The organism is Oceanobacillus sp. FSL W8-0428, assembly GCF_038004405.1.
Taxonomy (GTDB): Bacteria; Bacillota; Bacilli; order Bacillales; family Amphibacillaceae; genus Oceanobacillus; species Oceanobacillus sojae.
The window spans coordinates 1,373,701-1,388,388 of the sequence record NZ_JBBORB010000001.1; the positions used below are offsets into that span (position 1 = coordinate 1,373,701).

Here is a 14,688-nt window from a genome sequence, read left to right on the forward strand (position 1 = left end):
ATGAAAGTTCATTCAGCAGAGTTCATCAAACTTTTGCCGCTAAATGATAGTACTTCAAAGGCGCCTCATAAAGGCCCTTGAACAAATCAGGCAGTATGTGTCCAGTCCATTATCTATTATCTTTTCTTCATCTTAGTTAAGAAATCAAATTTTTCACGGACACTTTTACCATGATAAATTGAATAAATCCAGCATTTTTCATTCTTTTTATCAAAAAAACTTGAGCAATCACTTCTCTATTCACTATCATAGCATTTATTTATAAATTACGATGCTTTCTAGCAAATTTTAATTTAATTTTAATATAGAATTATCCAAAGTACCACCTGCGAATTCTAATATCTCCTATTATATATTAATTCTCTTCAAAATAAATACCCATCTCAACTAAAGATGGGCAATAAAAAACATAAATGCCGATAATTCCGCAACTATTTTTGTTTAGGTATTTTAATAGTTATTTGATAATAATCTTCCAGTTCCTGTTCATCTGATTCCACGTCAACACCAGTATCTGATACCATATTAAGCGACTGCCTGATTGTATTCATGGCAATTCGGACATCTTTATTGATACCTTTCAATTTAGGTCTTGGCTTCCGCTTCTCTTCTTTTGGCTCATTGATTTTAGCAATTCGCTCTTCTGTTTGTTTCACATTCCATTCTTTTTCAAGAACTTCTTTTAAAACAAGAAGCTGCTGCTCTTCGTCTTTTAACTTAATTAAAGCACGGGCATGTCTTTCTGTAATTAATTTCTTTAATAAAGCATCCTGTACCTCTTTTGGCAGCTTTAATAACCGCAGCTTATTCGCAATCGTAGACTGATTTTTACCAAGACGCTGTGCTAATGCTTCCTGTGTCAAATCATGCAGCTCAAGCAGCTTGTTATATGCGATAGCTTCTTCAATGACAGTCAGTTCTTCACGTTGTAAATTTTCAATCAGCGCAACAGAGGCCGTTTCTGTATCGCTCATTTCACGAATAATTGCGGACACTTTCTTCCAGCCTAAATGCTGAACTGCCCGCCATCTTCTTTCCCCTGCAATTAATTCGAAAGAATCATCATCTATTTTACGAACGACAATTGGCTGGATCATACCATGTGTGTGTATGGTTTGAGCTAACTCTTTAATCTTTTCTTCCTGAAAAATCGTTCGTGGCTGGTAGCGATTGGCCTGAATTTTATCGATATCGAGTTGAATCACTTCATCTGAAGAATAGGAAACCTTGTCCGTATCAATTGGATCCTTATCGCTTTTTCCAAATATCCGATTAAAAGGACTCACCACTTGCTGACACCACCTTCTAAAATTAACAAACTATTTCTTTATTCCATCTATATAAAATAAAAGCTCGAGGCTTTACGCAATAATTATTTTAACTGAGCCCATTCATGTTAATTTCATACCTGATCTTCACTTAAAAGATAATGTTTCACGTGAAACATTATCTTTATTGGTTCTTTATCCTGTCATTTTTTCTATATTAAAAATAAATAACGCCTATCATCAAGCCTTTACATTTTTTATAGAAGCACTATACATTCCCCAATAAATATCTGATGAATTCATCTATTATAAGCACATGTTCAAATGGGTCTGAATTCATTCTTGAAGATAAAGACGATATAATCTGTTACCTCCTGCTTCCCCCACTCAACATGGACAGTTTTAGTAGAAGGTCATTACCTCACCGCTTATCATTTAGAGACTTTTAAAGTATCTCTATATACATCATAAATCCACACCTATAATATTCCTATAATAGCATCTATGCTTCACAAAATACAACAACGAACAATCGATATGTATAGTTTTATTTTACCATACCTGCCGCTGAAAAAATATAAAATGAGTTTAAATAATCTAAAGAGTATTTATTCAATTGGTTCTTTATTTGGCAATCCTGCTTTTCTTGGATATTTTTTTGGTGTCTTACGCTTTTTAACCACTTTAATAATAGAGCGTTCACCTGCATCCTGAGGAAGTGTAAAAGTATCAATAGATTCTACTTCTCCGCCAAGCAATTCAATTGCTGCTTTTCCTGCCTCCAGTTCTTCTTTTGCCTGTGAACCTTTCATTGCAATAAAATAACCGCCTTTTTTTACAAACGGGAGACATAATTCACTTAATACGGACATTCTGGCTACTGCTCTTGCAGTTACCAAATCATACTTTTCACGAAAAGCCTCATTCTTTCCGGCAATTTCAGCACGGTCATGGTAAAATGCTACATCTGTCAATTCCAGCTTATTCGCTAAATGATTCAAGAAAGTAATCCGTTTTTTCAAGGAATCAATGATTGTTACTTTTAGATGCGGAAAGCATATTTTCAATGGAATACTGGGAAATCCTGCACCTGCACCAATATCACAAATAGATAATTCCTGCGTCATATCTGTGTAGAAAGCCGCAGTAATACAATCATAGAAATGCTTTTCATACACTTCCTCTTCTTCTGTAATTGCTGTCAAATTTATTTTTTCATTCCATTCGACCAGCTCTTTGAAATAAATGTCAAATGCTTTTTGCTGTGCTTCATTTAATATTATCCCTTTTTCTTCCAAATATTGTACAAATATTTCTGGTTTCATAACAGTCTCCTTTATCACGCCATTATTTTTTCAGAGGTTGTAAGCTTATTATATAATTTCTTTTATTCAGGAAGAAGATAATTCCCTCCCTTAAAGTATTATGTTCTTATATGTATATATCAAAATAGAGAGCACTATACAATTTAGAAAAATAGCGACGTATCTATAACGCCGCTATTTTCTTCATTTTAATTTGCAATTCGGGCAATATTTCCTTGTTCAATGTAAACAAGAAGGATGGAAATGTCTGCAGGGTTTACTCCTGAAATTCTGGATGCTTGGCCAACAGACAGCGGACGGACTTTTTTCAGCTTCTCAATCGCTTCTGTTGCAATCCCGTTGATAGCAGTATAATCAATATCTGCAGGGATTTTCTTATCCTCCATTTTAAGCATTCTTGCTACTTGCTCTCTTGCTTTTTTAATGTAACCTTCATACTTAATTTGAATTGCTACCTGTTCTTTTACATCCTCACTAATATTCTCTCCATTTTCAATCATTTTTTCTACATGCTCATACGTTAATTCCGGGCGTTTTAATAAATCATATGCTTTTACTGCTTCTTTCATTGGCGCAGCGCCGGCAGATTTCATTACGTTCTGTACTTCTTCTGTCGGTTTGACAACAATTTTATTTAAACGTTTTTTCTCAGCTTCCACCTGCTCTTTCTTCGCGGTGAAAGCTGCATATCTTTCCTCAGAAATTAACCCGTAGTCATATCCAATATCAGTAAGACGCAAATCTGCATTATCATGACGAAGTAATAAACGATATTCTGCACGTGATGTCAGTAAACGATAAGGCTCGTTTGTCCCTTTTGTTACTAGATCATCTATCATTACACCGATATAAGCTTGTGAACGGTCTAAGATAATCGGCTCTTTTCCTGTTACTTTTGCCGCTGCGTTCATTCCAGCCATCAATCCTTGACCAGCTGCTTCTTCATAACCAGATGTTCCGTTAATTTGACCAGCGGTAAATAAACCTGGTAAACGTTTAGTTTCCAATGTCGGCCAAAGCTGTGTCGGCACGACAGCATCATATTCAATGGCATAGCCTGCCCGCATAATTTCGGCATTTTCCAGACCAGGAACAGATTTTACCATTTCATGCTGAACAGATTCCGGTAAAGATGTCGACAGTCCCTGTACATAGACCTCTTCTGTATTTCTTCCTTCCGGTTCTAAGAAAATCTGGTGTCGCGGTTTATCATTAAAACGGACAATTTTATCTTCAATAGATGGACAGTATCTTGGACCTGTTCCACGTTTCATACCGGAATACATCGCAGACAATGTCAGGTTTTCATTAATTACCTGATGTGTAAATTCATTTGTATACGTTAACCAGCAAGGAATTTGATTTTCAATAACTTCCGTTGTTTCATAAGAGAAGCTTTTCGGATTCTCGTCCCCCGGCTGAATTTCTGTTTTTGAATAATCAATTGTATGACTGTTTACCCGCGGCGGTGTACCAGTTTTAAAACGTGTCAGGTTAAAACCAAGCTCTTCCAGGTTTTCAGATAATTTAATGGATACACGCTGGTTATTTGGACCACTTTCATACTCTAAATCACCCATCAACACTTTCCCGCGCATAAATGTTCCAGTAGTGACAATGACAGATTTTGCATAGTAAGCAGCCTTTGTTTCTGTAATAACTCCTTTACAAATACCATCCTCTACAATAAGAGAATTAACCATTCCCTGGCGCACAGTTAAGTTTTTTTCATTTTCAACGAGATTCTTAACTTCCTGCATATATACCGGTTTATCTGCCTGGGCACGCAATGCTTGTACAGCTGGCCCTTTCCCGGTATTCAGCATACGCATTTGAATATAGCTTTTATCAATGATTTTCCCCATAATTCCGCCGAGTGCATCAATTTCACGTACAACAATACCCTTTGCAGGTCCACCGATGGATGGGTTACAAGGCATAAAGGCTATCATATCTAAGTTCAATGTCAGCATTAATGTTTTTGCTCCCATACGGGCAGAAGCATACGCAGCTTCTACTCCAGCATGGCCGGCTCCAACAACAATGACATCATAATTTCCTGCATTGTAAGTCATTTTATTCTTCCTTTCCTTTATTAAACATATCCCTTATTTTCCTAAGCAGAATTGAGAGAACAATTGATCAATTAAACTGTCGCTTGCTGTATCGCCAATAATTTCTCCCATAAACTCCCATGAGCGTGTCACGTCAATTTGGACAATATCCATAGGCATCCCCAGTTCGATTGCTTCACGGGCATCATCTAATGCCTGCTTTGCCTGCTTCAGCAGCTGGATATGGCGTACATTGGATACATAAGTTAAATCTCCTGCATCTACTTCACCAGAAAAGAAGGTATTGGCAATTGCCTGCTCCAGCTCATCAACACCCTGCTCTTCAATTAAGGAAGTTGTTACGACAGACTTCCCTTCAGCAAATGCCTTTACCTCTTCCAAATCTAATTTCTGTTCTAAATCTGTCTTATTAATAATAACAATATATTCTAATCCTTGAACGGCTTCAAATAATTTTTTATCTTCCTCGCTCAAAGCTTCATTATAATTTAATACAAATAAAATTAAATCTGATTCCTTCAATACCTGTCTGGAACGATCCACACCGATGCGCTCTACAATATCCTCTGTTTCCCGGATGCCGGCTGTATCGACTAAACGTAATGGAACGCCGCGGACATTCACATATTCTTCAATAATATCTCTTGTTGTTCCTGGAATTTCCGTTACAATTGCTTTATTTTCCTGGACTAATGTATTCATTAAGGAAGATTTCCCGACATTTGGCCGGCCAATAATGGCTGTTGCCAGTCCTTCACGCAGAATTTTCCCCTGCGCAGCAACCTCCAGCAGCTTCTCTATTTCGAGCCCTACCTCTTTGGTCTTTTCTTCCATTAAGGTATGCGTCATTTCCTCTACATCATCATACTCTGGATAATCGATATTTACCTCTACATGAGCAACTGTTTCCAGTAATTCCTGTCTTAACGTCTGAATAAGCTTCGATAAACGTCCATCCATTTGCTTTAATGCCACATTCATCGCCTTATCTGTCTTTGCACGAATTAAATCCATAACAGCTTCCGCCTGTGATAAATCAATACGCCCGTTTAAAAAGGCACGTTTTGTAAATTCACCCGGCTCAGCCAGTCGAGCTCCTTTTGCCAGCATAATCTCTAACACACGGTTCACAGATACTAAACCGCCATGACAATTAATCTCAACAATATCTTCACGCGTAAACGTTTTGGGAGCACGCATCACAGATACCATGACCTCTTCTGCTAATTCCCTCGTTACCGGATCAACAACTTTTCCATAATGAATCGTATGAGAATCTACCTCTTTCAGACTCTTTCCTTCAAACACATCAGAGGCAAACGAGACTGCTTCTGGCCCGCTTAGACGCACAATTGCAATAGCTCCCTCGCCAATTGGAGTAGATATTGCCGCTATTGTATCTGTATCCATTTTATTCACCTGCCTTACCTTCATTCTATATCTATAATTAAATCGTTAATTTTTATTATCACTAACAATCAAGAATAACATAGATTTTAAAAAAAAGAAACTTATCCACATGAATACTTTTAAATCCTTAACACTCTTGTTATCCACATGTGTATAACGTATTTCTTTGTTTTTTCTGTTAGTGGATAAGTGAAATGATAAATAGAAAACTATTTAATTTGCTTCTAGCTTATAGAACTGAGGCTAAGATTATTTTTTCGAGACGTGCTATTTATGATATATTACAATGGAATAATTCATTTTAAACCATAGAGGTGGATGCGATGAATAAACCTTATATAATTGTTGTTGGAGGAGTTTCAGGAAGTGGAAAAACAACGGTATTAAAAATCACTAATACAATTTTAAATACATTGTTAAAATCTTCTTCTTAATGGTGGATGAATATAAAAAACCAAAACCTGAGAGATCTGACGCATTCTCAGGCTTTGGTTTTAAGGTTTAATAACAATATGACGATGAGGCTCGACACCATCAGAATAAGTAGAAACCTGCTTATCCTGCAGAACACTATGGATAATTTTACGTTCAAATGCCGGCATCGGCTCCAGTACAACTCGTTTCTTTGTTTTCTGTGCTTTATCTCCCATTTTCAACGCAAGTGATTCCAAGGTTTCCTTTCTTCTCGCACGGTAACCTTCCGCATCCAATGTTACTGTATAATACGTATCATTATGCTTATTAATGACTAAATGCACTAAATATTGCAACGCATTTAGGGTCTGACCCCTTTTTCCGATAAGCTTTGCAATATTTTCATGATGCATTGTATACGTTACATGATTTTCTTTCACTTCTGTATCTATTTTTACTGAGAGATTCATGTTGCTAGTAACTTCTTTGATAAATTGAGCTGTCTCTTCAATCGGGTCCTTTGCTACTGTTACTTTTACAAAAGCTCGTTTAGATCCAAAAATTCCAAATACTCCTTTTTTACCTTCATCAATGACCTCAACATCTACTTGGCTCTTCTCTACTCCTAATTGCTCCAGAGCTGATTGAACCGCTTCTTCAACTGTTTGACCACTTGCAGTTACTTCTCTCAATCGTTTCCCCTCCATTTTTCAGCATAAGCGTCCGTAATTTCCTTTATTTAATAAAGAAATATAACCATAAATTATGCGGAAAATAGACGCTATATTTAATTTCTGAAGAGCTTCATAATTGCTATGAGTATTTTCATAAAACTTAAAACTGTTTAACTATTTCACTTATTAATAATGAGGGAATTTCTTCCCTCATTATAACATTTTATTTTTTTGACATCATTGGCTTATTAATAAGAAGCGTTTGGAACACCATAAAAATGTTACCTGTTACCCAGTATAATGCTAATGCTGCCGGGAAGAAGAATGCCATTACACCAATCATAATCGGCATCACATAAAGCATAATCTGCAGCTGTAATCTCATTTGCGGATTACTGTTTGCAGCTGAATTCGTAGACATCATTAATTTCTGCTGTAAGAAAGTAAACAGTCCTGTCAGAATCGGCAAAATGTAATCCGGTGTTCCAAGCTGGAACCAAAGAAAATCATGTGTAGCAATTTCTGTCGTACGTCTAATTGCATGATACATCGCAATAAATATTGGCATTTGTACAAGAATTGGTAAACACCCAGCTAATGGATTAACTCCATTTTTTTGGAATAATTGCATGGTTTCCTGCTGTAATTTCTGCTGTGTATTTGCATCCTTAGAAGCATATTTTTTCTGAAGCTCCTGTAATTGCGGCTGAACTTCCTGCATTGCTTTCGTACTTTTAATTTGTTTGACGTTTAATGGCACTAATATTAAACGGATAACTACTGTTACTAAAATAATTGCCAAGCCATAGTTTTCATTTAAAAACACTGCAATCTTTGTTATAACCCAAGATAATGGATAAACGAAGACTGTATTCCAAAACCCTTCACTTTCAGGTGTAATCGGTTCATCAATTTGGGTACACCCAGCTAAAAAAACCGCTAACACGAGAAAAGTGATTAATATCCCGTATTTTTTGCGCAAAGCTTTTCCTCCTTAATATTCCCAATGCTTCTACTTGTTATTTTAGCTTATTTACATTGTGAATTCTATCTTAAACTTGTCCTTACTTCGAGTGCTTAAATAGTTTTTCTTTATATAATAAATGCGAGAGACTTTTTTTCATCATTTCGTAACTCATTGTTTTCGTTGGGTTTCTGGCAATGATTACAATATCATAACAAGGTTTAATATCCTTCTCTAACTCTTGAAAAGACACCCGCAGCAACCTTTTTATACGATTTCTGACAACGGCATTGCCTATTTTTTTCCCAACAGACAAACCGATCCGGATATGATCCTGATCTTCTTTCTTTCTATAATAAATAACCAGCTGTCTATTTGCGAATGAATTCCCATGCTTAAAAGCTGCCTGAAATTCTTCATTTTTTTTAATCCGAAATTGTTTTTTCACCGTCATCACCTTTTAATTTAACCCACATACATCTTCTTCTATTCATTATATTCCAGCAAAAGCCTGTCCATCCTTAAACGCATAAAGTATGTAATTCGATACAGGAATCACAATATCCTTTAAATAACAGAAAAAAAACCACTGATAGTTGTCAGTGGCTTATGCAGATAAAACTTTACGTCCTTTACGACGACGACGAGCCAATACATGACGACCATTTTTTGTGCTCATACGCGCGCGAAAACCGTGAACTTTTTTACGTTTGCGATTATTTGGTTGAAACGTTCTTTTCATGAGTGTGCACCTCCTTGGAAAATCCAAGTTTCATATTTAAACTATAAATAGCTTATAACTTATCCATTAGACAGTCCTTGATATTATACGAAAAATGTATTCATTTTGTCAACCGGCTATTTAATAAAATTCCGCTTCATTTCTTTCTCACACATTTTTCAATGCTTTCTTTTAAATTTTTCCCGGAGAATCTTTCTTACTAATTTTTATCAAATGAAGCTCCGCTTTATTTACCCTTTCTTAATTAATGATATCTCTATTTCATCTACAATAGTTTTTGAAGATACTGCACTCTTCTTCTAAATAAACAGTATTTCCATCCATCCCTCTTTATATTCTAAAGTGACACAGCTATTAGTACAGATATTATTAAATTTCTATTTCAGCAATCCTCTTTATTATCCACAGTCCGCAGCGAATAATTTTCTTCTCCTTTTTTCTATCCACACAAAAAATAAACAATTTAACCACAAAATATAGCGTTGTTTACAAATGAAACACACAACAGATAGAATATGTGGATAACTATTTGAAAGCCATTGATTTATTCGGTTTTATTTGGTATTATATTTATGTTTTAGTTTGTGGAAATAATTAATGCTAATAAAACTTATACACAGAATGTGGATAATGTGTGGATAGTTTTTCCACTGATTTTTGATAAAGTTTTCTACATGGCTGTGGATAGCGTTTATAATTTTAGATTTTCTTTAAAATTATCTTCATTGAATGTAAAAACATTCCTTGGTAAATCTTGAATTGCGTATGTAAGTTATTATTTTTCTGTTTATCCACAGGCCTTTTTTCATTTTTTATACATTTGCCTTTCCATCTAACCCCTGAGATAGATTGAGAGAGGCTTTTTTCTTCTAAATAGAGCTTCATAAAAAGGGTATACAAGCAAACTGTATCGAGCTTTGCTTTAGCATAATGTGTATGAAATAGCTATCAATAATATCTATTTTTATTCTCTTTAGTCCTGAGCGGCGAATATCCCGCTCGGTTCTTTAGCATCCTTTTTTAACATGAACTTCTATTATCTATAGCAATGAGACAAATGATTTTTAAAAGTCACCCTTTACTATGTCCATCCTTACAACTATATTTCCTAACTTAGGTCGAAAGGAGTGAAAGTAACTTTGGAAAATATTGAAGAACTTTGGGATGCAACATTGAACACCATCCAGGATAAATTAAGTAAACCGAGCTTTGACACTTGGCTGAAAAACACAAAAGCCCTTCATCTAGAAAAAAATACATTGGTTATCACCGCTCCAAATGAATTTACAAAGGATTGGCTGGAAACACAGTATACAGATTTAATTACCCAGACTTTAGAAGAAATCACTGGTACTAATCTGAATGCCAAATTTATTATTCCTGATTCTGTGGAAGAACCGTCAGATCAAAAACCAATGCCAAAACCGAATATTGACGCTAAAACGACAGATTCTCCAAAATCAATGCTGAATGATAAATATACATTCGATACTTTTGTGATTGGCGCCGGGAACCGCTTTGCGCACGCAGCATCTTTAGCTGTTGCCGAAGCTCCTGCCAAAGCATACAATCCATTATTCATTTACGGAGGAGTTGGTTTAGGGAAAACACATTTAATGCATGCAATCGGTCATTATGTAAGAGAGCATAATAAAAATGCCAAAGTGGTTTACCTGACCTCTGAAAAATTTACGAATGAATTTATTAATGCCATTATGGATAACAAATCGAATCATTTCCGCAATAAATACCGCAATATTGATGTCCTTCTTATTGATGATATTCAATTTATTGCTGGAAAAGAATCAACTCAGGAGGAATTTTTCCATACTTTTAATGCGCTGCATGAGGAAAGTAAGCAAATTATTATTTCCAGTGACCGGCCGCCAAAAGAAATTCCTACATTAGAGGATCGCTTGCGTTCACGCTTTGAATGGGGACTGATTACGGATATTACACCTCCTGATTTAGAAACGAGAATTGCTATTTTAAATAAAAAAGCAAAAGCAGAGGGATTAGATATTCCAAATGAAGTCATGCTGTATATTGCTAATCAGATTAATACAAATATCCGTGAGCTGGAGGGTGCGCTGATTCGTGTTGTTGCTTACTCTTCTTTAGTAAACCAGGACATCGATGCTTCTTTAGCGGCAAATGCTTTGAAGGATATTATTCCTAGTAATAAGCCAAAAGAAATTACTATTCCAGCTATCCAAGAGGTTGTAGCGGATAGATATCATATCCGGCTGGAGGATTTTCCTGCTAAAAAGCGTACCAAGTCTATTGCATTCCCAAGGCAGATTGCTATGTATTTATCAAGAGAGCTGACGGATGCTTCTTTGCCTAAAATTGGCCAGGAATTTGGCGGGAGAGACCATACAACAGTGATTCACGCACACGAAAAAATTTCAAAGCTGCTTGAAACGGATACAGAATTAGATCGGGATATTGAAGAATTAAAAGAAAAGCTTAAATCCTTATAAGCTGCACGGCTGTGTATGTTGTGTAAAGATGGAACAACATATAAACAGGTTATACACATGTGGAAAACTTTGATATTTTTAACTTGATTCTACTTATCCACAGTAACCACAGCCCTTATTACTATTATTACTGTTTTTTATATTATAATTAATAAATATATAGAACCCTTTTTCATGAATTTAGGAACGAATTTAAGAAACAGCTGCTGCAAAGCTTTTCTTTAAAAATCAAGGAGGATAAATACATGCGTTTTACAATACAAAGAGATAAATTGATTGCTGGTGTTCAGGATGTAATGAAAGCAATCTCTGCCAGAACTGTTATTCCGATATTAACTGGAATGAAAATTGAAGTGAAGCAACATGGAGTCACTTTAACGGGTAGTGATTCTGATATTTCGATTGAATCTTATATTCCAGCTGAAGATGAAGACAAAGTATATATTGAAAATATTGAAGAAGGAAGTATTGTGTTGCAGGCTAAATACTTTCCTGAAATTGTCCGGAAGCTTCCTGAATCACAGGTTGATATTGTAGTTGACGATCAATTTAATGTAAAAATTACTTCAGGGAAATCAGAGTTTAATTTAAATGGCCAAAGTGCGGATGAATATCCGATGCTTCCTAAGCTGCAAACAGAAAACAGCTTTGAAATGCCAATTGATTTATTAAAAAGCATGATTAAGCAAACTGTTTTTGCTGTATCTACGATGGAAACAAGACCGATTCTAACCGGAGTAAATATTAAGTTAGAAGATCAAAAGCTTGTATTTACTGCAACAGACAGCCATCGTCTGGCAAAAAGAGATGTGCCGGTAACAGGTACAAATGTGACTATTGAACAGGTAGTTGTACCTGGAAAAAGCTTGAACGAACTATATAAAATTTTAAATGATTCTGAGGAAACTGTGGAAATCAGTGTAACGAACAACCAGATTCTTTTCCGTACGAAGCATTTGAATTTCTTATCCAGATTATTAGATGGAAATTATCCCGAAACCTCGAGATTAATTCCAGATCATAGTAAAACTACTATTCAAATTAAAACAACACCACTTTTAAGATCAATTGAACGTGCTTCTTTATTGGCAAAAGAAGAAAGAAATAATGTTGTTAAGTTTACAAGCAATGATAATGCTTTGATTGAGATCTCAAGTAATTCTCCGGAAATTGGAAATGTAGAAGAAGAAGTAACTGCTGATAAGATTGATGGGGAAAATCTAAAAATATCCTTCAGTTCAAAATATATGATCGATGCATTAAAGGCGATTGAATATGACGAAGTAGTGATCGAATTTACTGGAGCTATGCGTCCATTTGTCATTCGTCCAGTAGAAAACGATTCTATTCTTCAACTGATTTTACCAGTAAGAACATACTAGGAGATATTTATCTTTTTACGCACAACGCGTAAAAAATGTATCAAGTTCAGGGGATAAGTAAAAGTTATACTTTGTAAACTAAAAGGCTCTTTTAATAAAAAAGGGCTTTTTAGTTTTTTTAGAGTAAAAGAAGCAGATAAAACATATTTAATTTTAAAAGCAGGTAAGGGAAATCAACTTAACGGGGACAGAAAGCTCCATTGAAGAATGATCGAGCATACAGCCTTTTAGGAAAATCGCAGTATTCAGCTTTAAAATCCAAAATTTAGAGCGGATACGACTGAAAAATGGCCAGTTTCAACACAGATATATTTAAATCCATCCCTATATTATTTTATTTTTTACAATCCCTTTTAAAAAACAACATAAAACGCGCTCTAAGAAGAGAAGAGAGAAATAAGAATGCCCCCATTAAAAAAGTCTAAAAAACGCTAAGACATATCTTTTTGTAATTATTTGAGGCCTTTCCTTCCTTTTTTAATCAATTTTTAGTAAAATAGAAAATAGAAGAAATAATATACGTGTCTGTTTTCACTTTTTTATAAGGCAGACAAAACAAATAGAAAGTATTTGGTGATATCATGCATGAGCAGATAAAAATAGATACGGAATATATTACGCTTGGCCAATGTGTCAAGCTGCTTAATTTTTTGGATTCTGGTGGAATGGTCAAAGCATATCTTCAAGATATAGGTGCTGTGGTAAATGGAGAACGTGAACATCGCCGCGGAAGAAAATTATATCCGGAAGATGTCCTTGAAATAGATGAGATAGGATCCTTTGTCATTTTCAAAGAGGAATAAAGAATGCATATTGAACAATTGAAATTAACCAATTACCGCAATTATGAAGCGTTGGATATTACATTTGATGATAAGGTTAATGTCATCATTGGAGAAAATGCTCAAGGAAAAACCAATCTGATGGAAGCTATTTATGTGCTCTCATTTACCCGTTCTCATCGGACGATGCGGGAAAAAGAGCTCATACGCTGGGATTCAGATTATGCTACAATAGAGGGCAGGATTACGAAAAGGAATCAGTCCATCCCCCTGCAAATCTCCATTTCATCTAAAGGAAAAAAAGCAAAAATAAATCATTTGGAGCAGCACCGGTTAAGTGACTATATTGGTGCGGTTAATGTGGTTATGTTTGCGCCGGAGGATTTGACCATTGTAAAAGGAGCTCCGCAGATTCGCCGTCGTTTTATGGATATGGAATTAGGTCAAATCCAGCCAACCTATATCTACCATTTATCTCAATATCAAAAAATACTGAAGCAAAGAAACCATTTATTAAAGCAGCTGCAACGTCAGAGCAGTGCTGATGAAACTATGTTGGATGTATTGACTGACCAACTGGTTGAGCATGCTTCTTTTTTGCTGGAGAGACGATTTGTTTACCTTGATCTGCTGAGGAAATGGGCAGGACCTATTCACGAAGGGATCAGTCGTAATCTAGAAAACTTAGAAATTCAATATGATGCGACAATAAAGGTATCAGAAGGCGCAAATAAGGAAAAAATAACTACTAACTATGAAAATTCCTTTAAGGAGGTCCGTAAAAAAGAAATTGAACGCGGTACAACATTGATTGGTCCGCACAGAGATGACCTTATTTTTTTCGTGAATGGCAAAGATGTCCAAACGTATGGCTCGCAAGGACAGCAAAGAACGACTGCATTGTCCGTTAAATTGGCTGAGATAGAACTGATCTATCAGGAGGTGGGTGAATATCCGATTCTTTTACTTGATGATGTATTAAGTGAACTGGATGATTACCGCCAGTCTCACCTTTTAAATACGATTCAGGGAAAAGTACAGACATTTGTTTCAACAACGAATGTAGATGGTATTCATCATGAAACTTTGAAAAATGCAGAGTTATTTTATGTTCAAGAAGGTATCGCAACAAATAATAAAGAGTCGTAATCTGCTGCTTTTTTTAAGGT

General features: G+C 35.6%; 12 protein-coding genes. 4 read left to right on the plus strand and 8 right to left on the minus strand.

Annotation, left to right across the window (positions count from 1 at the left end; translation table 11 throughout):
• Positions 1-431: 431 nt before the first annotated feature.
• The 8 genes from noc to rpmH all read right to left on the minus strand — a co-directional run bounded on the left by noc (position 432) and on the right by rpmH (position 8,872).
• Positions 432-1,289 carry a nucleoid occlusion protein gene (gene noc / locus MKY30_RS06065; RefSeq protein WP_147212588.1) on the minus strand — a complete coding sequence of 286 codons (858 nt, stop codon included), beginning with the start codon at positions 1,287-1,289 and terminating at the stop codon, positions 432-434.
• A gap of 587 nt (positions 1,290-1,876) precedes the next feature.
• The gene (gene rsmG / locus MKY30_RS06070) at positions 1,877-2,593 is read right to left on the minus strand and encodes a 16S rRNA (guanine(527)-N(7))-methyltransferase RsmG (RefSeq protein WP_147212587.1); all 717 of its coding nucleotides are present in this window, start codon (positions 2,591-2,593) and stop codon (positions 1,877-1,879) included.
• Between the two features lie 188 nt (positions 2,594-2,781).
• Positions 2,782-4,668: a tRNA uridine-5-carboxymethylaminomethyl(34) synthesis enzyme MnmG gene (gene mnmG / locus MKY30_RS06075; RefSeq protein ID WP_147212586.1), complete on the minus strand. Its 1,887-nt coding sequence runs from the start codon at positions 4,666-4,668 to the stop codon at positions 2,782-2,784.
• A gap of 33 nt (positions 4,669-4,701) precedes the next feature.
• The gene (gene mnmE / locus MKY30_RS06080) at positions 4,702-6,078 is read right to left on the minus strand and encodes a tRNA uridine-5-carboxymethylaminomethyl(34) synthesis GTPase MnmE (protein ID WP_156986309.1); all 1,377 of its coding nucleotides are present in this window, start codon (positions 6,076-6,078) and stop codon (positions 4,702-4,704) included.
• A 494-nt stretch (positions 6,079-6,572) separates the two neighbouring features.
• Positions 6,573-7,184, minus strand: coding sequence for an RNA-binding cell elongation regulator Jag/EloR (gene jag / locus MKY30_RS06085; protein WP_147212584.1), 612 nt, complete (start codon positions 7,182-7,184; stop codon positions 6,573-6,575).
• A gap of 205 nt (positions 7,185-7,389) precedes the next feature.
• Positions 7,390-8,148 (minus strand): membrane protein insertase YidC, encoded by a 759-nt coding sequence (gene yidC / locus MKY30_RS06090; RefSeq protein WP_147212583.1) that lies wholly within the window; start codon positions 8,146-8,148, stop codon positions 7,390-7,392.
• 82 nt (positions 8,149-8,230) lie between these two features.
• Positions 8,231-8,578, minus strand: coding sequence for a ribonuclease P protein component (rnpA, locus tag MKY30_RS06095; protein WP_156986310.1), 348 nt, complete (start codon positions 8,576-8,578; stop codon positions 8,231-8,233).
• Between the two features lie 159 nt (positions 8,579-8,737).
• On the minus strand, positions 8,738-8,872 hold the full coding sequence (gene rpmH, locus MKY30_RS06100) for a 50S ribosomal protein L34 (RefSeq protein ID WP_080871878.1): 135 nt from the start codon (positions 8,870-8,872) through the stop codon (positions 8,738-8,740).
• 1,139 nt (positions 8,873-10,011) lie between these two features.
• Here rpmH and dnaA point away from each other — a divergent pair.
• The 4 genes from dnaA (at position 10,012) to recF (ending at position 14,668) form a co-directional block, all read left to right on the plus strand.
• Positions 10,012-11,355, plus strand: coding sequence for a chromosomal replication initiator protein DnaA (dnaA, locus tag MKY30_RS06105; protein WP_147212581.1), 1,344 nt, complete (start codon positions 10,012-10,014; stop codon positions 11,353-11,355).
• Between the two features lie 245 nt (positions 11,356-11,600).
• Positions 11,601-12,737, plus strand: a complete 1,137-nt coding sequence (dnaN, locus tag MKY30_RS06110; RefSeq protein WP_147212580.1) for a DNA polymerase III subunit beta — start codon at positions 11,601-11,603, stop codon at positions 12,735-12,737.
• Positions 12,738-13,318: 581 nt separating this feature from the next.
• Positions 13,319-13,540, plus strand: a complete 222-nt coding sequence (gene yaaA / locus MKY30_RS06115) for a S4 domain-containing protein YaaA (protein WP_147212579.1) — start codon at positions 13,319-13,321, stop codon at positions 13,538-13,540.
• A 3-nt stretch (positions 13,541-13,543) separates the two neighbouring features.
• Complete coding sequence (gene recF / locus MKY30_RS06120; RefSeq protein ID WP_341083124.1) at positions 13,544-14,668, plus strand: DNA replication/repair protein RecF; 1,125 nt, start codon at positions 13,544-13,546, stop codon at positions 14,666-14,668.
• The last annotated feature ends 20 nt before the right edge of the window (positions 14,669-14,688 follow it).

Excerpts from the sequence above, each read along its gene's own strand:
- dnaN (WP_147212580.1), top strand. The coding sequence starts at position 11,601 with ATGCGTTTTACAATACAAAGAGATAAATTGATTGCTGGTGTTCAGGAT.
- rpmH (WP_080871878.1), bottom strand. The coding sequence starts at position 8,872 with ATGAAAAGAACGTTTCAACCAAATAATCGCAAACGTAAAAAAGTTCAC.
- mnmE (WP_156986309.1), bottom strand. The coding sequence starts at position 6,078 with ATGGATACAGATACAATAGCGGCAATATCTACTCCAATTGGCGAGGGA.
- mnmG (WP_147212586.1), bottom strand. The coding sequence starts at position 4,668 with ATGACTTACAATGCAGGAAATTATGATGTCATTGTTGTTGGAGCCGGC.
- rsmG (WP_147212587.1), bottom strand. The coding sequence starts at position 2,593 with ATGAAACCAGAAATATTTGTACAATATTTGGAAGAAAAAGGGATAATA.
- recF (WP_341083124.1), top strand. The coding sequence starts at position 13,544 with ATGCATATTGAACAATTGAAATTAACCAATTACCGCAATTATGAAGCG.
- yaaA (WP_147212579.1), top strand. The coding sequence starts at position 13,319 with ATGCATGAGCAGATAAAAATAGATACGGAATATATTACGCTTGGCCAA.